Annotated in this window: 22 protein-coding genes; 9 read left to right on the top strand and 13 right to left on the bottom strand. The window is 72.5% G+C overall.

Features of this window, described 5'->3' with window-relative positions; translation table 11 throughout:
* Positions 1–17 precede the first annotated feature (17 nt).
* The 5 genes from K8U61_RS14190 to K8U61_RS14170 are packed head-to-tail and all read right to left on the bottom strand — an operon-like array spanning position 18 to position 4,886.
* The gene (locus K8U61_RS14190; protein WP_224123691.1) at positions 18–182 is read right to left on the bottom strand and encodes a DUF8730 family Cys-rich protein; all 165 of its coding nucleotides are present in this window, start codon (positions 180–182) and stop codon (positions 18–20) included.
* 29 nt (positions 183–211) lie between these two features.
* Entirely contained in the window at positions 212–2,362 is a 2,151-nt protein-coding gene (locus tag K8U61_RS14185) for an MMPL family transporter (RefSeq protein ID WP_224123690.1), read from the bottom strand.
* A gap of 34 nt (positions 2,363–2,396) precedes the next feature.
* Positions 2,397–3,197 carry a sulfite exporter TauE/SafE family protein gene (locus K8U61_RS14180; protein ID WP_308043175.1) on the bottom strand — a complete coding sequence of 267 codons (801 nt, stop codon included), beginning with the start codon at positions 3,195–3,197 and terminating at the stop codon, positions 2,397–2,399.
* Positions 3,198–3,207: 10 nt separating this feature from the next.
* The gene (locus tag K8U61_RS14175) at positions 3,208–4,575 is read right to left on the bottom strand and encodes an MBL fold metallo-hydrolase (protein WP_224123689.1); all 1,368 of its coding nucleotides are present in this window, start codon (positions 4,573–4,575) and stop codon (positions 3,208–3,210) included.
* Entirely contained in the window at positions 4,572–4,886 is a 315-nt protein-coding gene (locus tag K8U61_RS14170) for a rhodanese-like domain-containing protein (protein ID WP_224123688.1), read from the bottom strand. The genes K8U61_RS14175 and K8U61_RS14170 overlap by 4 nt, the downstream gene beginning before the upstream one ends.
* A 100-nt stretch (positions 4,887–4,986) precedes the next feature.
* Between K8U61_RS14170 and trxA (K8U61_RS14165) the strand changes: the two genes are divergently transcribed.
* Genes trxA (K8U61_RS14165) through K8U61_RS14145 form a run of 5 tightly spaced genes read left to right on the top strand, consistent with a single transcriptional unit; the run spans position 4,987 to position 7,064 of the window.
* Positions 4,987–5,358, top strand: coding sequence for a thioredoxin (gene trxA, locus K8U61_RS14165; protein WP_224123687.1), 372 nt, complete (start codon positions 4,987–4,989; stop codon positions 5,356–5,358).
* On the top strand, positions 5,355–5,783 hold the full coding sequence (locus K8U61_RS14160) for a DUF302 domain-containing protein (RefSeq protein ID WP_224123686.1): 429 nt from the start codon (positions 5,355–5,357) through the stop codon (positions 5,781–5,783). Before trxA (K8U61_RS14165) ends, K8U61_RS14160 begins: the two co-directional genes overlap by 4 nt.
* Positions 5,783–6,046, top strand: coding sequence for a metal-sensitive transcriptional regulator (locus K8U61_RS14155; RefSeq protein WP_224123685.1), 264 nt, complete (start codon positions 5,783–5,785; stop codon positions 6,044–6,046). The genes K8U61_RS14160 and K8U61_RS14155 overlap by 1 nt, the downstream gene beginning before the upstream one ends.
* Positions 6,047–6,091: 45 nt before the next feature.
* Complete coding sequence (trxA, locus tag K8U61_RS14150) at positions 6,092–6,490, top strand: thioredoxin (protein ID WP_224123684.1); 399 nt, start codon at positions 6,092–6,094, stop codon at positions 6,488–6,490.
* A 19-nt stretch (positions 6,491–6,509) separates the two neighbouring features.
* Positions 6,510–7,064: an SACE_7040 family transcriptional regulator gene (locus K8U61_RS14145; RefSeq protein ID WP_224123683.1), complete on the top strand. Its 555-nt coding sequence runs from the start codon at positions 6,510–6,512 to the stop codon at positions 7,062–7,064.
* On the opposite strand, the gene K8U61_RS14140 is transcribed toward K8U61_RS14145, so the two are convergent.
* Genes K8U61_RS14140 through K8U61_RS25510 form a run of 3 tightly spaced genes read right to left on the bottom strand, consistent with a single transcriptional unit; the run spans position 7,033 to position 11,456 of the window.
* Entirely contained in the window at positions 7,033–7,710 is a 678-nt protein-coding gene (locus tag K8U61_RS14140; protein WP_224123682.1) for an SWIM zinc finger family protein, read from the bottom strand. The genes K8U61_RS14145 and K8U61_RS14140 overlap by 32 nt on opposite strands.
* Complete coding sequence (locus K8U61_RS14135; RefSeq protein WP_224123681.1) at positions 7,710–10,409, bottom strand: DEAD/DEAH box helicase; 2,700 nt, start codon at positions 10,407–10,409, stop codon at positions 7,710–7,712. Before K8U61_RS14135 ends, K8U61_RS14140 begins: the two co-directional genes overlap by 1 nt.
* Before the next feature lie 9 nt (positions 10,410–10,418).
* Positions 10,419–11,456 (bottom strand): zinc-dependent alcohol dehydrogenase family protein, encoded by a 1,038-nt coding sequence (locus K8U61_RS25510; RefSeq protein ID WP_224123680.1) that lies wholly within the window; start codon positions 11,454–11,456, stop codon positions 10,419–10,421.
* 47 nt (positions 11,457–11,503) lie between these two features.
* Between K8U61_RS25510 and K8U61_RS14125 the strand changes: the two genes are divergently transcribed.
* Complete coding sequence (locus tag K8U61_RS14125) at positions 11,504–11,992, top strand: glutathione peroxidase (protein WP_224123679.1); 489 nt, start codon at positions 11,504–11,506, stop codon at positions 11,990–11,992.
* Positions 11,993–12,148: 156 nt separating this feature from the next.
* Here the strand turns inward: K8U61_RS14125 and K8U61_RS14120 are convergent, their stop codons facing one another.
* The gene (locus K8U61_RS14120) at positions 12,149–13,081 is read right to left on the bottom strand and encodes a type IV toxin-antitoxin system AbiEi family antitoxin domain-containing protein (protein ID WP_224123678.1); all 933 of its coding nucleotides are present in this window, start codon (positions 13,079–13,081) and stop codon (positions 12,149–12,151) included.
* A 290-nt stretch (positions 13,082–13,371) separates the two neighbouring features.
* Between K8U61_RS14120 and K8U61_RS14115 the strand changes: the two genes are divergently transcribed.
* On the top strand, positions 13,372–14,865 hold the full coding sequence (locus K8U61_RS14115; protein WP_224123677.1) for a DHA2 family efflux MFS transporter permease subunit: 1,494 nt from the start codon (positions 13,372–13,374) through the stop codon (positions 14,863–14,865).
* A gap of 16 nt (positions 14,866–14,881) precedes the next feature.
* Here the strand turns inward: K8U61_RS14115 and K8U61_RS14110 are convergent, their stop codons facing one another.
* Positions 14,882–15,922 (bottom strand): NAD(P)H-dependent amine dehydrogenase family protein, encoded by a 1,041-nt coding sequence (locus K8U61_RS14110; RefSeq protein ID WP_224123676.1) that lies wholly within the window; start codon positions 15,920–15,922, stop codon positions 14,882–14,884.
* 193 nt (positions 15,923–16,115) lie between these two features.
* Here K8U61_RS14110 and K8U61_RS14105 point away from each other — a divergent pair, with 193 nt between their 5' ends.
* Both K8U61_RS14105 and K8U61_RS14100 read left to right on the top strand, forming a co-directional pair.
* The gene (locus tag K8U61_RS14105; protein WP_224123675.1) at positions 16,116–18,044 is read left to right on the top strand and encodes a glycosyltransferase family 2 protein; all 1,929 of its coding nucleotides are present in this window, start codon (positions 16,116–16,118) and stop codon (positions 18,042–18,044) included.
* On the top strand, positions 18,041–19,285 hold the full coding sequence (locus K8U61_RS14100; RefSeq protein WP_224123674.1) for an acyltransferase family protein: 1,245 nt from the start codon (positions 18,041–18,043) through the stop codon (positions 19,283–19,285). The genes K8U61_RS14105 and K8U61_RS14100 overlap by 4 nt, the downstream gene beginning before the upstream one ends.
* Here K8U61_RS14100 and K8U61_RS14095 read toward each other — a convergent pair.
* From K8U61_RS14095 to K8U61_RS14085, 3 genes are all read right to left on the bottom strand, one after another.
* Positions 19,282–19,911 carry a VOC family protein gene (locus tag K8U61_RS14095; protein ID WP_224123673.1) on the bottom strand — a complete coding sequence of 210 codons (630 nt, stop codon included), beginning with the start codon at positions 19,909–19,911 and terminating at the stop codon, positions 19,282–19,284. The genes K8U61_RS14100 and K8U61_RS14095 overlap by 4 nt on opposite strands.
* Before the next feature lie 20 nt (positions 19,912–19,931).
* On the bottom strand, positions 19,932–21,044 hold the full coding sequence (locus tag K8U61_RS14090; RefSeq protein WP_224123672.1) for a CDP-glycerol glycerophosphotransferase family protein: 1,113 nt from the start codon (positions 21,042–21,044) through the stop codon (positions 19,932–19,934).
* 53 nt (positions 21,045–21,097) lie between these two features.
* The coding region (locus K8U61_RS14085; protein WP_224123939.1) for an integrase core domain-containing protein at positions 21,098–21,229 on the bottom strand (132 nt) is incomplete at its 5' end.

Raw genomic sequence — 21,229 nt, 5'->3', positions numbered from 1 at the left:
AACCTGAGGCTCAACCCTCAGCCGCGGCGCAGCAGCCGCGAGAGGAGGCCGGACCGCGGCTCGTCGTCGTGGCCCGGGCAGCGGTCCGCCTTCGGTACGCCGGCCATGACCTGGTCGACGTGCAGGCCGCAACCGGACCAGGTGGTCTTGCCGCATCGGCGGCAGCTGACGGGTCGACACATGGGTGGAGATCCTTTCGGGAGGGGGAGGCTCAGCCGTGGCTGAAGTGGATGTCGGGCAGGACGCGGCGCAGCCAGGCCGGCGACCACCAGGCGGCGCGGCCGGTCAGGCGCAGCAGCACGGGCAGCAGCACCAGCCGGACGAGGAAGGCGTCCAGCAGGACGGCGACGCCGAGCACGATGCCCATCTCCTTCGGCGGCAGCGGGCCGGAGAGGGAGAAGGTGAAGAACACCGCGACCATCACCGCGGCGGCGGCGAAGATGACCCGCCCGGAGTGGGCGAGCGCGCCGACCATCGCCTCCCGCGGGTCGCCCGAGGCCTCGAAGTGCTCCTTGGCCGAGGCGAGCAGGAAGACGGTGTAGTCCATCGCGATCGCGAAGATCATGGCGAAGAAGAAGACCGGCGCCCACGCGTCCAGGAAGCCCTGGTGCTCGAAGCCGAGGAGACCGCTGCCCCAGCCCTCCTGGAAGACCAGGCGCGAGACGCCGAACGCTGCGGCCGTGGAGAGCAGGCTCGCGAGCGTGCCGAGGAGCGCGATCAGCGGCGCCTGCAGCGCGACGAGCAGCAGCAGGAAGCCGAGTCCGAGCACCACGGCCAGCACCAGCGGCGTCGACGCGTCGAGCTGGGCCTTGAGGTCGAGGTTCTCGACGGCGGCGCCACCCACGAGGGCGCGCGGCGGCAGGTCGTCCCGCAGCCGGTCGACGGTGTCGGACAGGGCCGGGTCGGACGGGTCCACGGTCGGCACGGCCGCGATCAGCACCAGGTCGCTGCCGTCGGTGGACGGCTGGGCCGGCATGGCTCCGGCGATGCCGGGGTCGTCGGCGAGTACGGCGGCAGCCTCGTCGGCCTGCGCCTGCGGCACGATGATCTGCAGGGTGCCGGGCGCACCGGAGCCGAAGGCGTCCTTGACGATGTCGTAGCCGACACGCGCGCTGGCGTCCTCGGGCAGCACCTTGATCGAGGGCATCGCGGTCTTCAGGCCCAGGATCGGGGCGGCCAGCGCCAGCAGCACGACGAGCGCGCCCGCGCCGTACAGCCACGGGTTGCGCCACAGCCGCTCGCCCCAGGCCGCGAAGCGCGCTGAGCGGTGCTCACCGGTGTGGACCCACGTGAGGGCGAACTTGTTGATCCGCAGGTCGAGCTTCGCGAGCACCAGCGGCAGCAGCGTGAGCGTCGCGGCGAGCACGAACACGACGGCGAGCATGATGCCGCCGGCCATCGAGCGGAACGCCGGCGACGGCACCAGCATCACGGCCGACAGCGAGACCAGCACCGTGATGCCGGACAGCAGCACGGCCTTGCCGGCGGTGTCCATGGTCTCCGCGATCGCGTCGGCGATCGGCCGGTCGTGACCCATGCGGGCGGCGCGGTAGCGGACGACGAGGAAGAGCGCGTAGTCGATGCCCAGCGCGAGGGCGAACATCATCGCGAAGTTCATCGCCCAGATGGAGACCGGGAACAGGTGGTTGAGCAGCACCAGCGAGCCCGCCGACGCGACCAGGCCGGCGAGGGTGAGCAGCAGCGGCAGGCCGGCGGCGACGAGCGCACCGAAGGCGACGACCAGGATCGCCAGGGTCACCGGCCAGGAGAGCATCTCCGACTTCATCATCGCGGTGAGGTTGGCCTCGTTGAAGTCCGCCCACAGCTGCGAGGCACCGGTCGGGTGCACCTCGACGCTGCCGGTGGAGAGCTCCTGCAGCGGCTCGGTCAGGTCCGTGGCGGCCTTGACCATCTCGTCGGTCGAGGCGTTCGCGCCGGCCAGCAGGACGGCGGTGTGCCCGTCCTGGCTCAGCGTGGCACCGGCCTGCGGCTGGATGACGTCACCGATGCGCGAGTCGGCCTCGAGCAGCGCCGTGGCCGCGGCGAGCACCTGAGCGCCGTCGCCCTCGGTCACGTTGCCGTCCGGGTCGTGCACGACGACCTGGAGCGCGGAGCTGGCGTTGCCGCCGAAGTGCTCCTGGGCGAGCTCGCGGGCGGCGACCGAGTCGGAGCCGTTGGCCTGCCAGCCGGCGCCGGAGAGCTCGGCCTCGACGCGCGGGGCGAAGATGCCGAGGCCGACGACGACCAGCAGCCAGACGACGGTGGTCAGGCGCGCATGGTTGGTGACGGCGACGCCCAGCCGGCCCAGCGGCCCGGGGCGGACCGTCGCAGAGGCGGGGACCCGCTCGTGGGTGGTGGTCATGAGAGTTCCTTCTCGTGGTGGCAGGTAGTGAGGTTCAGGACAGGACGGTCGCGGCGGTGCCGACGGCGATGACGGCGACCAGGGCGGTGAACGCCTGGCCGAGACGACGGGTGTCGGTGCGGGCGGCGATCCGGCTGCCGAGCACGGAGCCGGCGGCCGCCGCGGCGGCGAGGGGGAGCACCAGCCCCCAGTCGGGGTGGGCGCCGACGCCCGCTCGGACGCCGAGGGCGACCGCGCTGGTCACGGCGATCACGGCCAGCGACGTGCCCGCGGCCTGCCGCAGCGGCAGGCCGAGGACGAGCGCCAGCGCGGGTACGACGAGGAAGCCGCCGCCGACGCCGAGGAAGCCGGTCAGCAGCCCCACGGCGGTCGCGGTCACGACGAGCTTGAGGGCCCGGGGGCACTGGCAGGCGAAGGGGTGCAGGTGGATCACCGGCTCGAGCGCGTCCGGGCGGCCGTCGTACGACGCACCTCCGCGCACCTGCCGCACCGCCATCAGGGTGGCGACCACGATCATCAGCACGCTGAAGGCCCCGAGCAGCACCTGATCGGGCACGTGCACCGACGCCTTCGCACCGACCGCGGCGCCGAGGACGGCGACGCCGGCGAAGCCCAGCCCGCGGGCGAGCAGGACGGTCCCCTGGCGGTGGGCGGCGACCAGGCCGATGAGGGCCCCGGTCCCGACCACGACCAGCGAGCCGGTCGTCGCCTGCTGGGCGGTCTGACCGAGGCCGAAGACCAGCACGGGCACGGCCAGGATCGAGCCGCCCCCGCCGAGGGCGCCCAGGCTGATGCCGATGAGGGCGCCGGCCAGCAGCGCGATGACCAGGTGCACGGCAGTCCCCTCAGGCCGCGACCATCGGGAGACCCGCGGGCGCGGCGTTGCCGAACTCGTCGTCGACCGCCACGACCCGGTGGCCGGCGGCGGCCAGGATCGAGGCGACGATCGACGCGCGGTAGCCCGCGGCGCAGTGCACCCAGACCTCGGCGCGCGGCACCTCGTCGAGCCGCACCAGGACCTCGTGGATCGGGATCCCGACCGAGCCCGCGATGGCGCTCTCGGCGCGCTCCTGGTCACGCCGGACGTCGAGCACCACCACCTCGCGGTGGTGACGGACGTGGGCGAGGTCGGCGAAGGTCGCGGTCGGGAAGTCCTCGAGGCGCCCCGGCGCCCACCGCTCCGGGTCGCCGGTTGCCTGCGCGGCGAGCCGGTCGATGCCGATCCGGACCAGCTCGCGCTGCGCCCAGGCGACGTCCTCCCGGGTCTCACCGAGGATCGTCAGCGGCGTGCCCCAGGGGATCAGCCAGCCGAGGTACGTCGCGAACTGGTCCTCGCGGCCGATGTTGAAGGTCCCCGGGACGTGACCGGCGGCGAAGGCGGTGCGGTTGCGGAGGTCGACGACCCACTCGCCCGCCTGGATACGGCGGCGCAGCTCATCGGCGTCGGCCGTCGCGGGCGGGGTCAGGTCGGGGGCCTGCGGTCCGGCTGCGTTGGCCGGACCCATGTGGGCGTAGTAGGCGGGCCAGGCGTCGAGGCCGGCCAGCAGGTCCTCGACGTACGCCTCCTCGTCGAGGGTCAGCACCGGGTTGGTCCGGCGCTCGTGGCCGATCGTGGATGACTCCCCCTCGGCCTGGGTGGCCGAGCAGAACGATCCGAACCCGTGCGTCGGGAAGACGGCGGCGTCATCGGGCAGCAGCTCCGCGAGCCGGTGCGCCGACGCGTGCTGGTGACGCACGAGCGCGTCCGTGTGGTCGGGGCCCAGGAGGTCGGGCCGCCCGGTGGCGCCGTAGAGGAGCGAGCCGCCGGTGAACACGCCGACGTCCTCTCCGGTCACGGTGTCGGCCAGGGCGTAGCTGAGGTGGGTGAAGGTGTGGCCCGGCGTGGCCAGCGCCGTCACCCGCATCCGCTGGCCGACCTCGACGACCTCGCCGTCGGAGATCGGCTGCCGGCGGTAGGCGACGTCGTCGGCCGCGTTGACGTGGTAGGTCGCGTCGGTGAGCTCCGCGAGCGCGAGGCCGCCGGTGACGTAGTCGTTGTGGAGGTGGGTCTCGAAGACGTCGGTCAGCCGGACGTCGTGCGCGGCCAGGAGGTCGAGCACCCGGTCGACGTCCCGCTGGGGGTCGATCACGAACGCGACCTCGCCGTCGTGCACGAGGTAGCTGCGATCGCCGAGGGAGGGTGTGTCGATGGCGAGGACGGTCAGCCCGCTCATGCCGCGCCTCCCGCGACCGGCCGACCCGAGGCGACCCACGCGTCGAGGCCCCCCCGGACGTTGACCGCCTCCAGCCCGAGCTCGCCGAGGGCCTGGCACATCAGCCCGCTGCGGTTGCCGCTCCGGCAGATCAGGTAGACCGGTCGCGCGGTCAGCAGCTCACCGATGTGCCGGCCGAGCTCGCCCATCGGGACGAGTCGGGTGCCGGCGACGTGGGCGGCGGCGTACTCGTCGGGCTCACGGACGTCGATGACGGTGGCGCCATCGGCGAGCAGGGCGTCCAGCTGGACGACGTCGATCTCGTGCACCATGAGGATCCTTCGGTCGGGAATACCCCTGGGGGTATCTTCGGTTCCCTACCGTAACACCCCCCGGGGTATCGTCAAACCCAGCACGTTCCAGGAGGAACCGATGAGCACCACCACCCTGACCGCGACCGACTTCGAGAGCACCGTCACCGACAACGGGATCGTGCTCGTCGACTTCTGGGCGTCCTGGTGCGGCCCGTGCCGCCAGTTCGCGCCCGTCTTCGAGGCGGCCTCCGAGGCCCACCCCGACATCGTCTTCGGCAAGGTCGACACCGAGGCCGAGCAGAGCCTCGCGGCCGCCGCCCGGATCACCTCGATCCCCACGCTGATGGCCTTCCGCGACGGCGTCCTCGTCTTCTCCCAGCCGGGCGCCCTGCCCGCGCCGGCGCTCGAGCAGCTGATCGCCGCCGTCCGGGAGCTCGACATGGACGACGTCCGGGCGCGCCTGGCCGAGCAGGACGGTGCGGCCCGATGACGCCGACGTCCCACACCACGCCGTACACCACGCCGTACACGCTCTCGACGACCGTGCGCCGTCCCTACGACGAGGCCGTCGGGTCCGTGCGCGCGGCCCTGGCCGAGCAGGGCTTCGGCGTCCTCACCGAGATCGACCTGCGCGCGACGTTGGCGGAGAAGCTCGGCGTCGACCTCTCGCCCCAGGTCATCCTGGGAGCATGCCGCCCCCCGCTCGCCCACGCGGCCCTGCAGATCGACCCGGCCGTAGCGACGATGCTGCCCTGCAACGTCGTCGTCCGCGCGATCGACGACGGCACCTGCGTCGTGGAGGCCTTCGACCCGTTGGCGATGATCTCCATGGCGGGCGCGGAGATCGCCCCCGTGGCCACCGAGGCCCACACCCGGCTCACCGCGGTCCTGACCGCGCTCGACGAGGAGAACTGATGGAGCTCGACCCGACCGAGATGACGCCCGTCATCAACCGCATCAAGCGCGCCCGTGGGCAGCTCGACGGCGTCCTCCGCATGCTCGAGGAGGGCCGCGAGTGCGAGGACGTCGTGACCCAGCTCGCCGCGGTGTCCAAGGCCCTCGACCGGGCGGGCTTCGCGATCGTCGCCACCGGCCTCCAGCAGTGCCTGTCCTCCGGCGACGGTCTCGACGGGATGGACGTGAAGAAGATGGAGAAGCTCTTCCTCTCGCTGGCGTGACCGCCGCCTCGGAATGACCGTGCCGGCACCGTCGTTGGAGAAGACATGGCCACCACCACGCTGACCGCCGACACCTTCGAGCAGACCGTCGTCGACAACGGGATCGTGCTCGTCGACTTCTGGGCGTCCTGGTGCGGCCCGTGCCGCCAGTTCGCACCGGTCTTCGAGGCCGCGTCGGAGGCCCATCCCGACGTCACCTTCGGCAAGGTCGACACCGAGGCCGAGCAGTCGTTGGCGGCCGCCGCGCAGATCACCTCCATCCCGACCCTGATGGCCTTCCGCGACGGGATCCTCGTCTTCGCCCAGCCCGGCGCGCTCCCGGCGCCCGCCCTCGAGCAGGTGATCGGCGCGGTCAAGGAGCTCGACATGGACGACGTCCGCCGCCAGATCGCTGCCCAGGACTCCGGGGGACAGCAGGCGGGACAGCAGCCCGACCAGGGTTAACCACCACTAACCTGGAGGCGTGAGCCGCCCCCCGGATCGACGGAGCCAGATCCTCGAGACCGCTGCCGAGCTGTTCGCCGCACGAGGCTTCCACGGCGTCTCGGTCGCGGACCTCGGCGCGGCGTGCGGCATCTCCGGGCCGGCGCTCTACAAGCACTTCGACTCGAAGCAGGCGATGCTCGCCGAGATGCTGGTCTCGATCAGCGAGGAGCTCCTCCGGGTCGGCCGGCAGCGCGTCGCCGATGCGGGCGACCCGGCCGCGGCGCTCGCGGGGCTCGTCGACTGGCACGTCGACTTCGCGCTGCGCCACCGGCCGCTGATCGTCGTCCAGGACCGCGACTGGGAGTCGCTCCCGGAAGATGCCCGCGAGCGGGTGCGCAGCCTGCAGCGCGAGTACGTCGACCTCTGGGCCGCCGAGCTCCGGCTGCTCGACCCCGCCCTGGCGCTGGACACCGCGCGGGCGATGGCGCACGCGGCGTTCGGGCTCATCAACTCCACCCCGCACAGCGGGCTGCTCCCCGACGACCGGATGCGTGACCTGCTCAGCCGGATGACGCTGGGTGCGCTTCGGTGACCGGCTCGTCGAGCACCCGGGCTGCGTAGAGCGCCGCCTCGACGGCCAGGTCGAGGTCGACGTCGTCGACGTCCTGCTCGTCGACCACCCGCGTGCGCGCGTGCAGCCGCGCGAGCAGCTCCTCACGGGGCATGCCGCGCAGCTGGAGCAGCACGAACGGGTCGGCGTCGACCAGCCAGGCCAGCTGGGACAGCACCGCGAGCGCGTGGACGCACGGGTCGGCCCAGTGGTCGCAGCCGCAGCTGGCGTCGAGCTCCCCGCCGTAGGGCAGCAGCTCGGCGCCCGACTCCTCGGCCTGCTCGACCAGGTCGTGCGGCAGGTCGCCGGCGGTCAGCGCCGCGATCCGGCCCGACACCGCGGCGACCGTCTCGACCAGCGCGGCCAGCCCCGACTCGTCGAGCACCGGCACCGTGCCCTCGACGGTCCACAGCCCGCGCGGGTCCTCGACGGACGCGACATACCGTCCCGGCTCGGTGGTGATGCCGCCGACGTGGCCGCCGCGCGCGAGCGAGCGGGCGGCACTCAGGTCGCCGTCGGCGTACGCCGCCTCCTCGACCGCCCGCACCCACGCCTTGCCCCACCAGGTGGTCGCGCGGGAGCCGCCGCGGCGGGCCGCGACCCGCGGGTGCAGCACCGGCCCGGCCATCAGTCGTCCCGGGCGTCGGGCCGCAGGGTCACCAGGTCACGCAGCTCGTCGTTGCTGAGCTCGGTCAGCGCGGTTTCGCCGCGGCCGAGGACGGCGTCGGCGAGCGCGCGCTTGCGGCCGAGCATCTCGGCGATCCGCTCCTCGACGGTGCCGCGGGTGATCATCCGGTGCACCTGCACCGGCCGGGTCTGGCCGATCCGGTAGGCGCGGTCGGTGGCCTGCTCCTCGACGGCGGGGTTCCACCAGCGATCGACGTGGATGACGTGGTCGGCGCGGGTGAGGTTGAGGCCGGTGCCGCCGGCCTTGAGGGAGAGCAGGAAGACCGGCGCCTCCCCCGCCTGGAAGCGGCGCACCATCGCCTCCCGCTCGCGGACCGGGGTGCCGCCGTGCAGCAGCTGGTGGGGGATGCCGGCCCTGGCGAGGTGGGACTCGAGCAGCCGCGCCATCGCGACGTACTGGGTGAAGACGAGCGCGGCGCCGTCCTCGGCCAGCACCGTGCCGAGCAGCTCGTCGAGCAGGTCGATCTTCTGCGAGCGGCCCGACAGGCGGGTTGCGCCCTGCTTGAGGAACTGGGCCGGGTGGTTGCAGATCTGCTTGAGGCCGGTGAGCAGCGTGAGCACCAGCCCGCGGCGAGCGTCCTCGTCGGCGCGCTCGATGCGGGCCATCACGTCGCGCACGAACGACTCGTAGAGCACGACTTGCTCGCGGGTCAGCCCGACCCGGTGGTCGGTCTCGGTCTTGGGCGGGAGCTCGGGCGCGATGCCCGGGTCGGACTTGCGCCGGCGCAGGAGGAACGGCCCGATCAGGTCGGCGAACTGCCGCGCCTTGGTCGGCTCGCGCCCCGACTCGATCGGCCCGGCCCACACCTTGCGGAAGGCGTTGCGGCTCCCGAGCAGGCCCGGGATCGCCCAGTCGAGGATCGCCCAGAGCTCGGTGAGGTTGTTCTCCACGGGGGTGCCGGTCAGCGCGACCCGCGCCGCGCTGGGGATGCCGCGCAGCGCGCGGGCGGTCGCGGTCCGGGGGTTCTTGACGTGCTGCGCCTCGTCCGCGACGACGAGGTCCCAGGCGACCCCAGCGAGCCGCTCGGCGTCGCGCTGAAGGGTGCCGTACGTCGTGAGCACGAACCCGTCGCCGACGCCGTCGAGGTCGCGCGCGCTGCCGTGGAAGCGGGTCACCGGTGTGCCGGGCGCGAAGCGGTGGACCTCGTCCTCCCAGTTGCCGAGCAGGCTCGCCGGGCAGACCACGAGCGTCGGCCCGGTGGCGCCCCGCTCGTGGCGGTGGAGGTGGAGCGCGATCAGGGTGATGGTCTTGCCGAGGCCCATGTCGTCGGCCAGGCAGGCGCCGAGGCCGAGCGAGGTCAGCTCGGCCAGCCAGGTCAGGCCGTGCCGCTGGTAGTCCCGCAGGGTCGCGGCGAGGGCCTCCGGCGGCGGCACCGGCTCGCGGGTCGCGGCGCCGACCAGCTGCTCGCGGACCCGGAGCAGCGAGGCCCCGACCACCACCTGCTCCTGCTGCTCCGCAGTCCCGACCTGGACGACACCGGTGAGGGCGGCCGCGACCGCCTCGGCCGGGCGCACCGTGCGCAGCAGCCGCTTGCGAGCCTTCCGGGCGATCGCCGGGTCGACGACGGTCCAGTTGCCGCGCAGCCGCATCAGCGGCGTCGCCGACGCCGCGAGCAGGTCCATCTCCTCCTCGGTGAGCGGATCGCCGTGCAGCGCCAGCTGCCACCGGAAGGCGAAGACCTGGTCGGTCGCCAGCATCGGCTCGTTGAGCGGCTCCTCGCGCGCACCCCCCGCCGACCCGGGCGTCCGCGCGCGGTCGAGGGTCGCGGCCGCACTGAGGTCGCGGCCGAGGCTGCGCGGCCACATCACGTCGACGCCGCGGTCGCGGAGCGCCTCGACGCCGCCGTCGAGGAGGCTGACGAGCTCGTCGGTGTCGAGCTGGAGCTGGTCGGGCACCCGGAGCTCCAGCAGCCGGTCGAGCACCGGCCACGCGTCGGCCGCGGCGCGCAGCGCGATGGTCGCATGGGTGCGCGCCCGGTCGCCGAACCCGTGCTGCTCCGGGTCGTCGACCCACAGCGACGCGAGGTCGCAGAGGTGGAGGGGGTTCTGCTCGTCGTGCACCTGCGGCACCAGGCGTACGGCGCCCGCGACCAGCTCCTCCTCGTCGGCCTCGACCCGGATCGAGAGCCGGACCAGCTGGGGCAGGTCGCCGACCTCGACCCGGCGGTGCCGGGCGAGGCGCTGCTGCAGCCGCTGCTCGAAGGACGGTCGGGACGGGCCCTTCGGCGTACGGTCCGGGACCTCGACCGGCGGCTGCCGCGGCATCGCGTCGGCGATCGCGTCGATCAGGTCGCGCACCACGCGCTCGTCGTCGCGCTGGGCCCGGGCGAGCATCTCGATGCGGTCCTCGTCGTCCGCGTCCAGCCCGCTCACCTGCCAGCGCGGGGCCTCGCCGGACGCGGTCGGGCCGGGCGCGAACTTGCCCGCCGCCACCAGCCGCATCCCCAGCAACGCCGCTCCCGACAGCAGCCCGACGGTCGGGTGCAGGTCCTCGCGGTTGCGGGCCCTGGTGAGCACCGGGATCGCGGCGCGGATCGGCAGCGCGACCGTCCGCCGCTGGTCGCTGAACTCCACGACCCCCTCCCGCGGCGGGTCACCGGCGCGGAAGGTCGCGGGACCGGTCAGCGGGACGAAGGGCACGCGGCGACGCTATCCGGGGACGACGACAGTGATGCCGGCCAGCGTGGTCTCGTCGAGCACCGGCAGCAGCCGGGCCGCCTCGTCGAGGTCGATGCTGCGCTCGACCAGCCGCTGCGGCTGCAGCGCTCCCTGCCCGATCAGGTCCAGCATCGCGGGGTAGTCGACCGCCGCCATGCCGTGGCTGCCGAGCACGTCGATCTCCCAGCCGATCACCCGGTCCATCGGCACCCGCGGATGGCCGTCGACCGGCGGGAGCAGGCCGACCTGCACGTGCCGGCCACGCCGACGCAGGCTGTGGATCGCGTCGGCGCAGGTCTGCTCGCCGCCGACCGCGTCCACCGCGACGTGGCTGCCGCCGTCGGTCAGCGCCAGCACGGCCGCAGGTACGTCGGACCCGTCGGCGAGCACCGTGTGCTCCGCGCCGAGCCGGGTGGCGAGCGCCAGGGCCTCGGGGTTGCGGTCGACCGCGACCACCCGCGCGCCGACGGCGTGGCCGATCATCACCGCGCTCAGGCCGACGCCACCCGCGCCGACCACCGTCACCCACTCCCCGGCCTGCAGCCGCGCCCGGGCGACGAGCGCGCGGTACGCCGTGGCGAACCGGCAGCCGAGCGCGGCCGCGGTCGCGAAGTCCACGGCCTCGGGCAGCCCCACGAGGTTGGTGTCCGCGGCGTGGAGGACGACCTCCTCCGCGAAGGACCCCCAGTGCGTGAAGCCCGGCTGCTGCTGGTCCGGGCAGACCTGCGCGTCGCCGGCGAGGCACCACGCGCAGCGGCCGCAGCCGCACACGAACGGCGCGGTGACCCGGTCACCGACCCGCCACCGGCGTACCCGGGCACCGACCTCCACCACGACGCCGGCGAGCTCGTGGCCCGGGACGTGCGGGAAGACGATGTCCGGGTCGTGCCCGGCCCAGGCGTGCCAGTCGCTGCGGCACATCCCGGTCGCCAGGACCCGGACCACGACGCCGCCCGGCGGGGCCGAGGGCGACGGCACCTCCCGGACCTCGGGGACCGCTCGGACCGTGTCGAGGACGATGGCGCGCACGCGCCCATCCTGCCTGCCGCATCCGGGCTGCCTCTACGCTCGTCGGCATGAGCATCCTCGACTCCTCGATCGCGCGGCTCGACGGCACGCCCGCCACGCTCGGCGACCTCACCGGCGGCCAGCCGGCCCTCCTCGTCAACGTCGCCAGCAAGTGCGGCCTCACGCCGCAGTACACCGGCCTGGAGAAGCTGCAGGAGACGTACGCCGAGCGCGGCTTCACCGTGGTCGGGCTGCCCTGCAACCAGTTCATGGGCCAGGAGCCGGGCTCGGCCGAGGAGATCGCCGAGTTCTGCTCCGCGACGTACGGCGTCTCCTTCCCGATGACCGAGAAGATCGAGGTCAACGGCGACGACCGCCACGAGATCTACCGGACGCTCACCGCCGCCCCCGACGAGGAGGGCGAGGCCGGCGACGTCCAGTGGAACTTCGAGAAGTTCCTCATCGCCGCCGACGGCACCGTCATCTCCCGCTTCCGCCCCCGCACCGAGCCCGACGACGAGCGCATCGTCGACGCCATCGAGGCGATGCTCGACTGAGCTGCCCCGCTTCGCCACGGGAGTTTCGTCGGGGCAGTGCCAGATTCGTCGGGGCAGTGGGAGATTCACCGGGTAGGCGGTGAATCTCGCGCTGTCCCGACAAAGGTTCGTAGGGGAAGCGTGAGTTACGTCGGGGAACCCAGGCCCTAGACCGGCTCAGGCGGCTGCGTCGAACATGGCCAGGAGCCGGTCGGCGGTTCGTTCGGGCCGAAAGATATCGGGCCAGGTGAAACGGATCATGCGGCAGCCGGAGGCCTCTCGGATGTCGTCTTCACGCTTCTTCTCCCGCAGCACCGTCTGCTCGATCGTCTCGCCGGGACGACGCAGCCGGAGGTACTTCGCCTTCCCGTCGAACTCGCCCAGCAGCTGGTGCTGAGGCCAGGCGAAGTCGACGCGACCGAGGAGTCGGCCGCGTCGGTCTCGCACCTCCCACTGCAGCTCGGGTCGCGGCAGCCGCATGTTCCGGCACAGCAGGCGGACGAGCGTCTCACCCACGGACTCGGACCTGCCGTCGATGAGGTCGAGCACCAGCCGAAGCGCGAGCGTGTTCGGCCAGCAGTCCATGCGTTCGGCGAGGATGCGCATCTCCTCGACCGTGGCGAGCCCACGATGGACGAAGTCGTCGCCGACCACGACTCCCGTCTCGAGGCCGCGGATGCTCGCGACGTCCAGGACCGTACGACCGGGCGAGGTGATCCAGTGGCCGCGCCGCCGGCTGATGTCGTCGAGCAGGATCCCTCCCTCGTGATGCACGAGTTTCGCGCTACGGCGTCCCGATCCGTCGAAGTGCGTCAGATGCGCAGCCGAGAGATCGAGGCCGTGGTCGGGACCGTCCCAGACCACCGCCGCGCTGTCGTGCGACAGGGCCACCTGGTCGTCGTACTGCAACATCGCCGCCATCGACAGCAACCACTGCCGCTTCCGGGCATCGGCGATGTCCCAGACGGACGCGAGCGCATAGGCGCCCTGGCGGATCCGGACGATGAAGCCGGACTTCACCTGCCGCGCCAGGTAGTTGTCGTCGTAGCCGCCCTCGACCGCGTCGCGTCGGAGAAGCAGTCCGTCTGGAGTGATGAGCTCGAGCACCATGCACGAGTGATTCCCCGATCACGCGCACCCGTCCGGCCCGCATCGCAATCTGTGGAGAACCGGTCGGGTCACTCGGTGTCGCGCCAGGGGTTCCCCGACAGAACTCACGCTCGCCCGACGAAGGTTTGTCAGGGAAGCGGGAGATTCACCGGGTAGGCGGTGAATCTCCCGCTGCCCCGACGTTTCTCCACCAACCCCGACATTTCTGCACCGAGGGCGTGACACAGCCCACGGGCGCCGGAGACGGAAGTCGGGTGACCGGGGTCGGCGGCGCGACCTAGCCTCGGGTGGTGAGCATCGAGACCGAGCCCGGGACCCCGGCCCCCGCCCCGCCGACCAGCGACAAGCTCGACCGGGGCGTGCTGCTCACCGCCGGGGTGGTCGTGCTCGGCGCGATCATGTCGATCCTCGACATCACGGTCGTGTCGGTCGCGCTCAAGACCTTCCAGTCGGAGTTCGACGCGACGTCCGCGCAGGTCGCGTGGACCATGACGGCCTACACCTTGGCCCTGGCCACGGTGATCCCGCTGACCGGCTGGGCCTCCGACCGGTTCGGCACCAAGCGCCTCTACCTGCTCGCGGTCGCCCTCTTCACGATCGGCTCGGTGCTCTGCGCGACGGCGTCCTCGCTCGAGCTGCTGGTCACCTACCGTGTCGTCCAGGGCCTCGGCGGCGGCATGCTGATGCCGCTCGGCATGACGATCCTGACCCGCGCCGCCGGCCCCGAGCGGGTCGGCCGGGTGATGGCGATCATGGGCATCCCGATGCTGCTCGGCCCGATCTTCGGCCCGATCCTCGGCGGCTGGCTGATCGACGCCGCCAGCTGGCACTGGATCTTCCTGATCAACCTGCCGATCGGCGTCCTGGCGATCGGCTACGCCTCGGTCGTGCTCCCCCGGGACGACGTCGAGCCGTCCGAGACCTTCGACTGGCTCGGCATGGTGCTGCTCTCGCCCGGGCTCGCCGCGTTCCTGTACGGCGTCTCCTCGATCCCGGCCGCCAAGGAGGAGCACGGCACGCTGTGGACGGCGCAGGTCGTCGCGCCCGCGATCATCGGCGCGCTGCTCATCGCGGCGTTCGTGCCGTGGGCGCTCAACCGCCGCAACCTCCATCCGCTCGTCGACCTGCGGCTCTTCGGCAACCGCACGATGACCGTGGCCGTCATCGCGATGGCGCTCTTCGCGATCGCGTTCTTCGGCTCCAGCCTGCTCTTCCCGCTCTACTTCCAGAGCGTCCGCGGCGAGGACGCGCTCAGCTCCGGCGTGCTGCTCGCACCGCAGGGCGTGGGCGCGATGATCACCATGCCGATCGCGGGCGTGCTGGCCGACCGGATCGGCCCCGGCAAGATCGTGATGGCCGGCGTCGCGGTCTGCACGATCGGGATGGCGCTCTTCACCCAGATCGGCGCCGACACCTCCTACGCCTACATGCTGACGGCGCTCTTCGTGATGGGCCTCGGCATGGGCTGCACGATGATGCCAATGATGTCGGCCGCGCTGGCCACCCTGCGCGAGCACACGATCGCGCGCGGCTCAACGCTGATGAACATCGTCCAGCAGGTCGCCGCCTCGATCGGCACCGCCGTCTTCTCGGTGCTCCTGACCAACGGCATCATCGACCTCGACCCGTCCGACGAGACGTCGTTCCTCACCGGTATGGCCGATGCGTACGCCGACGTCTTCGTCGTCGCGACCGTGATGGTCGGCCTGGTGCTCGTCCCGGCGTTCTTCCTGCCCCGCACGAAGGTCGAGCACGTCGACCCGACGGTGCTCGTCGGTCACTGACCCTCGCGGGCAGGCGTCAGGGACGCACCCGACCCGTGATCGGCGGCAGGTCCGCGAGCGTCACGATGCCGGGCTCGGCGGCGACGACGTACGGCACCGCGTTGGTCACCGGCATCGCCGTGTAGATCATCCCGAGGTCCATGAAGCCCTCGGTCCAGTCCTTCGGCGGGAGGCAGTGGAGCACGGTGCGCATGTTCGGCACCCCGAAGACCTGGATGACGTGGCCGTGCTGCAGCGGCTTGGGCGGTACGACGTGCTGACCCATCGTCCAGTTGAAGCCGACCGAGACCACGTTGCGGTCGCCGACCCAGCCGCGGTGGTAGCCCATCACGCCGCCGACCGTGCCGGCCGGGATGGTCATGAAGCCCAGGTCGCTGTCGCCGGTGGCGGCGGTGAACTCGACGTCGAAGCTCATCCGGTCCAGGGTCACGCCGAGGGCGTCGGCCATCATCGCGGCCGACTCGGCGAAGACCTCGCTCTCGCGCCGCACCGTCTCGGCGAGCCCCGGCGTCGCGGGGTCCTTGCCGAAGCCCATCGCGCCCTGCGTCTCCGCGCTCTCGTACGTCGAGCAGTCGACCGACTCGGTGATCCGGATCTCGGTCACGGTCTCGCACGAGCCGGAGAGCACCATCCCGACCATGTTGGTCATGCCGGGGTGGGCGCCGCTGCCGAAGATCGTCGAGCCACCGGCCTCGCAGGCCGCGAGGATCCGGGCCCGGTCCTCCGGGGTCTGCTTGCCGCCGGTGATCCAGGCGGCCGAGGAGCAGACGTTCACGCCCGCCGCCAGCAGGGCGCAGAGCTCGTCGACGCTCGGCCACAGCGGGTTGTAGCAGCACGCGTCGGCGCCGAGCGCGAGCAGCGCGTCGATGTCGTTGGTGGCCAGCACACCCGTCGGCGACGGCCAGCCGCACAGCTCGGCGGCGTCCTTCCCGACCTTGTCGGCGCCGTGGGCGTAGACGCCGACGAGCTCCATGTCCGGCCGGCCGATGATGGCGTGCAGCGAGCGTCGTCCGATGTTGCCGGTCGTCCACTGGATCACGCGCAGAGGTCTCTCCATGGACCGCAGACTAGAACCTGTTCTATCTGCGTGACCACCGTCTCGTGACTCGACGCACGTCGCCGAGAACTTGAATCGGGCATCGCGTTCTGGCCACGGTGGTGGTTGAGCGCGACTCACGCAGCGCGCCTTTCCGCACCACCCCACGGCCGCCGACGGCGGCCGAGGACCGTCGACGCAGAAAGGTCACGCCGTGACACTCACCCTTGATCGAAGCGCGCCCACGCCCGACCCGTTCCCGTCCGAGCACGGACGCGTCGGGTCCCCCGACGACGTGGTGTCGCCGCCGGTGCGCAACCGGCTCTCCCTCCCCAGCCCGCGCGGCCCGCGGGAGATCATCGCGGTCATCGACCCGGTGTACGCCGCCCCCGGCGACGACGTCACCGCCAGCACGCGCCCGTCGTACGACGTGGCGCACGCGGTCGCCGACCGGATGACGACCGCACTCGAGCCCGGCGAGGTCGTCGCGGCCACCCGCGACGCCCGGCTCGTCCTGCGCCTGCGCCGCGAGGACCGCGACGCCCGGCCGGTGCGCCTCCAGGAGATGGCCTACCACGCGGTCGAGGCCTTCGGCGCGGTGGACGACCACCGCGGCATGGTCGACCTGGGCGTCGGCTGGGCGCACATCTCGCGCAAGCAGGACCCCCACACCGCCGAGGAGCACGCCGCGACGGCCGCCGAGGAGTCGGTGCGCGGCCGCGACCTCCAGCCCCGGCCGAGCGGCGCGCACGTGCGCCAGCGGCACCCGGTCGTCTCGTGGTTCTCCGCGAGCCGGCAGCTGCTCTGGGCGACCGTCGGCTGCCTGGTCCTGCCGTTCCTGGCGCTGGTCGGCCTCGACGCGATCGGCCTCGACGTCTCGACGCCGCTCTACTGGGTGCTGGTCGGCGCGCTGACCTTCACCGCCGCGACCATCTGGGCCGAGTGCTCCCACGCGGTCGACCCGCCGAAGGTGCCGGACGCACCGGACGGCCCCGCGCCGCGGGCGACCGCGATCATCCCGGCGTACCTGCCCAACGAGGCCGACACCATCCTGGAGACCGTCGACACCTTCCTCGCGCAGGAGTACGCCGGCGGCCTGCAGATCGTGCTCGCCTACAACACCCCGGTGCCGCTGCCGATCGAGGACGAGCTGGCCCGCCTGGCGGAGGTCCACGAGGACCTCACCGTGCTGTGCGTGCCCGACAGCACCTCGAAGGCGCAGAACGTCAACGCCGCCCTGCGCGTGGCCGAGGGCGAGTTCGTCGGCATCTTCGACGCCGACCACCACCCGATGGCGGGCGCGTTCGACCGCGCCTGGCGGTGGATCGCCGACGGCGCCGACGTCGTCCAGGGCCACTGCGTGATCCGCAACGGCGACGACTCGGCGCTGGCGAAGCTGATCGCCGTCGAGTTCGAGCAGATCTACGCCGTCGCCCACCCGGGCCGCACCAAGCTCTTCGGCTTCGGCATCTTCGGCGGCTCCAACGGCTACTGGCGCACCTCGGCCCTCGAGCGGATCCGGCTGCGCGGCTCCTTCCTCACCGAGGACATCGAGTCGTCGATGCGGGTCTTCGAGGCCGGCGGCCGGATCGTCAACGACCCCGGGCTGGTCAGCCGCGAGCTGGCCCCCGAGACCGTCCGCGCGCTGTGGAACCAGCGGATGCGCTGGGCCCAGGGCTGGTTCCAGGTGTCGCTGCGGCACCTCTGGCCGATCGCCCGCAAGCCCGGGCTGACCCTGCGCCAGCGCCTCGGCGTCCTGCACCTGCTCGGCTGGCGCGAGCTCTACCCGTGGATCTCGCTGCTCACCTGGCCGTTGCTGGGGTTCTACGCCTGGCGCGACGGCGGGATCGACCTGACCTCGCCGGTCTTCGCCCTGCTCGCGCTCTTCACGACCGTGTCGGGCCCGCTGCAGACCCTGGCCGCCTGGCGGCTCGCCGCCCCGGAGGTACGCCGGCACAAGCGCTGGTTCGTCGGCTCGGCCGTCGCCAACCTGCTCTTCTACACCGAGCTCAAGAACATCGTGAACCGCGTCGCCCAGCTCAAGCAGCTGCGCGGTGAGCACCGCTGGGTGGTCACTCCGCGCAGCGCCGGCCGCGCCGCCGGCCCGGCGACCGACGACGCCACCCTCGAGGAGGCCGCATGACGACCACGACCCTCGCCCCCGACCCGACGACCAGCCAGGCCCCGGACGACGCGGCCCCCGCCGTACCCGCGCGTCGCCCGCAGTTCCCCCTCGGGTGGCTGCGCGGCGTGGCGGCGTTGGCCGTCGTCACCTTCCACGCCTACCAGCACAACCGCGACCCGCAGACGTGGGCGTGGCCCTGGGACGGCCTCGCCCACCAGCTGATGCTCGGCACCGACCTCTTCGTCGACATGTTCTTCGTGCTGTCGGGGCTGGTGCTGTGGCTGCCGATCGCCGCGGCCTGCGCTGAGGGCGACGCGAGCCGACCCGGCCGGGTGCTGCTGATGCGCCGGATGGCGCGGCTGCTGCCGCTCTACTACGCGATCGTGCTCTCGGTGTGGGTGCTGACCAATCCGTCCCTGCCCGGCAACTGGCAGGACCTCGCGATGCACCTGACCTTCACGCACGTCTACAGCGACCAGTACATCTTCTGGACCGACGGGCCCGCCTGGTCGCTGGCGGTCGAGTTCCACTTCTACCTGCTGATGGCCCTCGCGGTGCCGGTCGTCAACGCGGTCGTGCACCGGCAGTCGAGCCGCCGCGCCCGGCTGTGGACCGCGGCGTCCCTGCCGGTCCTCTGCGCCGCGATCACCGTCGGCTACCTGACCTGGGCGACCCTCAGCGGCCCCTACGACCCGACCGACTGGTCGCGGTGGTTCTCGCCGCTCTCCCGCGGCGTCGACTTCGGCGCCGGCATGGCGCTCGGAGTCCTGGTCGCGGCCGGCGTCCGCCTGCGCGGCGCCGTGCGGGCCGGGCTCGGCATCACCGGTCTCACCGCCCTGGCGGCCCTCGTGGTGCTGCGCCCGATGGAGACCGTCGCCAGCGAGTGGTGGCACCCGCTGTACGCCGTGGCCGTGGCCGTCGCGCTGGCCGGGATCGTGCTCCACGACGGCCCGTGGTCGTCGGCCTGGAGCTGGAAGCCGCTCGTCTGGGTGGGCAGCCTCGGTTACGGGATCTACCTGATCCACGAGCCGGTGATGCGGCTGCTCGGCACCCTCGGGGTGCTGCCCGGCCCGCGGCCGGGGGCGTTCTTCCTGGTCACCGCCGTGCTCGTGGCCGTGCCCGCCGCGGCGCTGGCGTGGGTCAGCTCGCGCACGCTGGAGCCGGCCGGGCTCCGGCTGCTGGCGATGACCGACCGGCACGGCCAGCCGCGCGACTACTACCAGCACCTGGCCGAGGAGGACCGGCTCGAGAAGGTCTAGGTCTCGGTCGAGGAGCGCGGCGCCGGCAGCACGCAGAGCTCGTTGCCGGACGGATCCAGGTAGGTGCGCCACGGGAGCTCGCCCCACTCCGGGGCGAGCCTCCGGCCGCCGCGCTCGAGGATCGCGGCCTCCACCTCGTCGGCGTCCTCGCCGGGCCCGAGGCGTACGTCGAGGTGCATCCGGTTCTTGGTCGCGGTCTTGGGGCCCTGCTCCGGGACCAGCACCACGAGCGGACCGACCCGGTCCGGGTGGGCCAGGGTGTGCGGGTCGACCTCGGTCCAGCCGGTCAGCCACGACCAGAAGGCGACGTCGCGGTCGGGGTCGGCCGAGTCGAGCTCGATCGCGACCAGCGGGCCGGCTCCCGCGCGCGCCCGGAAGGCGTTGCCCTCCGGGTCGACCGACGGCCCCGGCGCCTCCGCGACCACCAGGTGCAGCCGCGGGGCCACGGTCACCGGCTCCGGGACCTGCTGGAAGCAGAGGTCGAGGAAGAAGCCGCCGTCGTACGCCAGCCTGGTCTCGACGATGTCGGCCTCGTCGGTCAGCCGCTCGCTGCCGAGCGCGGTCTCCCAGAAGCCGCCCAGGACCTGCGGGTCCAGGGCGTCGATGACGACGTTCTCCAGGTGCATGCCCCCAACCTAGGGCGTGCTCAGGCGGTGATCGCCTCGTCCGCCACTCCGAGCAGCCGGTCGCGCAGCGCGACGAGCGCGCCGACCGACTCGACGAAGCGGGCGGTGCTGTCGCCGACCTGGTGGTCGTCGAAGTAGTGGTGCCGCATCGCGACCCGGGCGAGGTGGTGCTCGTCGTGGGCCAGCCGGTCCGTGAGCAGGCCGGTGAGGTCCTCGGCGTCGTCCAGGACGTCGGCGCACCGGCTCACCGGCACCTCGCGGCGCAGCCGGTCGGCGTCGTGGTGGCGGTCGGTGATGAAGATCGGCTTCTCCGTGCGCAGGTAGAGCCAGTCCAGGCCGACCGAGGAGACGTCGGTGATCATCGCGTCGCAGTCCGGGATCACCGCGAGGATGTCGCCGACCGTGACCGACCGGTGCTCGGGGCCGGCGGCCTCGACGATCGCGAGGATCGCCTGGTGGGCGGTCTGGATCGCCGGGCTCTGGCTGGTCGCGATCTTCGGGTGCGGCTTGTAGACCAGGCGCGCGTCCGGCACGGCCAGGACGGCGCGGACGATCTCGATCCCGAGGGTGTCGAGCGAGGTGTAGTCGTTGTACTCCGCGTCGCCCTCCCAGGTCGGCGCGTAGAGGACGGTACGGCGGTCGCTGGGCTCGAGCAGCGCGGGCGGGCGGAGGTCGAGCTGGGGTCGGCCGATCCGCACGAGTCGGGACGTGTCGAGCTCGAGCAGCTCGGCGGCGTACCGCTGCACGGCGGCCTCGCCGGCCACGAAGACGCGGTCGTAGGCCTTGGCGTTGTTGCTCGCCATGCTCTGCTTGTCGCTCTCACCGTGGTTGATGTGGACGTGCAGCTTGCGCGCGTCCAGGAGCGACTGGAAGTTGAGCATCGAGTTGTTGCAGTAGAGCACGACCTTGGCGTCGGTCTGGGCGTAGAACTCGTGCAGCTCGGGGAAGGTCGCGACCAGCTCGATGGGCAGGTAGGTCCGCGTGCGGAGCACCTCCACGGTGCGCTCGTCGCGGGCCACGATCGCCACGGGATGGTGCTGGTCGAGCTGCTCGAGGACCGGCAGCCACTGGATGAGCTGGTAGCTGCGGGTGGGGTCGTCGGCGAAGTAGGCGAGGACGGAGAGGTGCTGCACCGGCAAAGGCTACGTCCGGGATGTGACGGCTGCGTAACCGGCCGCACACCCGGCTAGCTGTAGTTCCCCGTGACGTTGTGAACGCGGTCGGCGGGAGTGAGGCCTCCGATGCCGGTATGGGGTCGGTGGTGATTGTAGAAGTGGAGCCAGGCGGCGTAGGTCGCTGCGCGGGCCTCGTCGGAGAG

This window comes from Nocardioides mangrovi, assembly GCF_020073815.1.
In the GTDB taxonomy this organism is placed as follows: Bacteria; Actinomycetota; Actinomycetes; order Propionibacteriales; family Nocardioidaceae; genus Nocardioides; species Nocardioides mangrovi.
The sequence above is the reverse complement of the archived record's forward strand: the minus strand, read 5'-3'. Positions and strand labels throughout refer to the sequence as shown.

Excerpts from the sequence above, each read along its gene's own strand:
- K8U61_RS14190 (WP_224123691.1), bottom strand. The coding sequence starts at position 182 with ATGTGTCGACCCGTCAGCTGCCGCCGATGCGGCAAGACCACCTGGTCC.
- K8U61_RS14185 (WP_224123690.1), bottom strand. The coding sequence starts at position 2,362 with ATGACCACCACCCACGAGCGGGTCCCCGCCTCTGCGACGGTCCGCCCC.
- K8U61_RS14175 (WP_224123689.1), bottom strand. The coding sequence starts at position 4,575 with ATGAGCGGGCTGACCGTCCTCGCCATCGACACACCCTCCCTCGGCGAT.
- K8U61_RS14170 (WP_224123688.1), bottom strand. The coding sequence starts at position 4,886 with ATGGTGCACGAGATCGACGTCGTCCAGCTGGACGCCCTGCTCGCCGAT.
- trxA (WP_224123687.1), top strand. The coding sequence starts at position 4,987 with ATGAGCACCACCACCCTGACCGCGACCGACTTCGAGAGCACCGTCACC.
- K8U61_RS14160 (WP_224123686.1), top strand. The coding sequence starts at position 5,355 with ATGACGCCGACGTCCCACACCACGCCGTACACCACGCCGTACACGCTC.
- K8U61_RS14155 (WP_224123685.1), top strand. The coding sequence starts at position 5,783 with ATGGAGCTCGACCCGACCGAGATGACGCCCGTCATCAACCGCATCAAG.
- trxA (WP_224123684.1), top strand. The coding sequence starts at position 6,092 with ATGGCCACCACCACGCTGACCGCCGACACCTTCGAGCAGACCGTCGTC.
- K8U61_RS14140 (WP_224123682.1), bottom strand. The coding sequence starts at position 7,710 with ATGGCCGGGCCGGTGCTGCACCCGCGGGTCGCGGCCCGCCGCGGCGGC.
- K8U61_RS14125 (WP_224123679.1), top strand. The coding sequence starts at position 11,504 with ATGAGCATCCTCGACTCCTCGATCGCGCGGCTCGACGGCACGCCCGCC.
- K8U61_RS14120 (WP_224123678.1), bottom strand. The coding sequence starts at position 13,081 with ATGGTGCTCGAGCTCATCACTCCAGACGGACTGCTTCTCCGACGCGAC.
- K8U61_RS14110 (WP_224123676.1), bottom strand. The coding sequence starts at position 15,922 with ATGGAGAGACCTCTGCGCGTGATCCAGTGGACGACCGGCAACATCGGA.
- K8U61_RS14100 (WP_224123674.1), top strand. The coding sequence starts at position 18,041 with ATGACGACCACGACCCTCGCCCCCGACCCGACGACCAGCCAGGCCCCG.
- K8U61_RS14095 (WP_224123673.1), bottom strand. The coding sequence starts at position 19,911 with ATGCACCTGGAGAACGTCGTCATCGACGCCCTGGACCCGCAGGTCCTG.